The organism is Oleiphilus sp. HI0043 (genome assembly GCF_001634935.1).
In genome coordinates, this window is sequence record NZ_LWEY01001204.1 from 1 (window position 1) to 1,070 (window position 1,070).

General features: G+C 47.3%; 1 pseudogene. It reads left to right on the top strand.

The window, feature by feature from the left end:
- A pseudogene (locus tag A3729_RS33115) lies at nt 1-1,070 on the top strand (hypothetical protein); the annotation flags it as partial.

A 1,070-nucleotide genomic window follows, 5' to 3' on the forward strand; every position in this document is an offset into this window, starting at 1 on the left:
GTTACTGATGGACGTTCAAACTCTGTCAGCGAAAGCGATATGAGCTGCTCTCCCGCTACCTCAAACGAAGGTAGCTTCAGCACTGAAATTAACCTAAGCAGCCTTCAAGACGGCGACATCACTATTAATGCAAGTATCGCTGATCGAGCTGGAAACCAGGCAACTGACCAAGATAGTGTTAGTAAAACCGCTTGTGCCCCAGATAATACTGTTGAAATTTGTGATAACGATAGCGATGGTATTTCAAACGGTGACGAGATAAGCCTGGGTCTCGACCCTGATTACTACGATAGTGATGGTGACGGCTTTAGTGATCTTGAAGAGCTAGGGGCCGATCTCAGTTCACCATTTGACTCGGATGGAGATGGCATTCTCGATGCCTTGGATACTGACTCGGATAATGATGGCATTAACGATGCTGGAGAGCTGGGAAGCGACCCAAACCTTCCTCAAGATAGTGACAACGACGGCACACCTGACTATCGAGATCGAGACTCAGACAATGACCATATTCCTGATTATCTCGAACATAAGTTTGTAGCTGAAGATTTTGATAATGACTCTATCCTCAACCACCTTGATTTGGACAGTGATGGAGATGGCCTCCCCGGTGCCATTGAAAATGGCGTCGCATTGCACCTCGACTCGGATGACGATGGTATCGATAACGGCTTTGACGTCGACCTGACTGGAGGAGAAGACCTCAACCTGGATGGTATTGATGACGCGATAAGTCTTTTGGATAGCGATGGCGATAATAGCTACAACATCTTTGACCTGGACAGTGACAACGATGGTATGAATGATGAACTTGAAGCTGAGTTAACTGCCAGCTTAGACAGTGATGGTGACGGTATCAATGACGCCTACGATGTTGACAGCACCGGGGGCATCGATACCAACCTGGATGGTATCGACGATATCATTAACCCACCAGACACTGACGATGACGGCTTTCCGGATTATATCGATCTCGATAGTGACAATGACGGTTTTACAGACGTGGTGGAATCAGGTGGTACCGATAACAGCCCTATTGACGGTATTCATGACACTCCCGATTCGCAAAC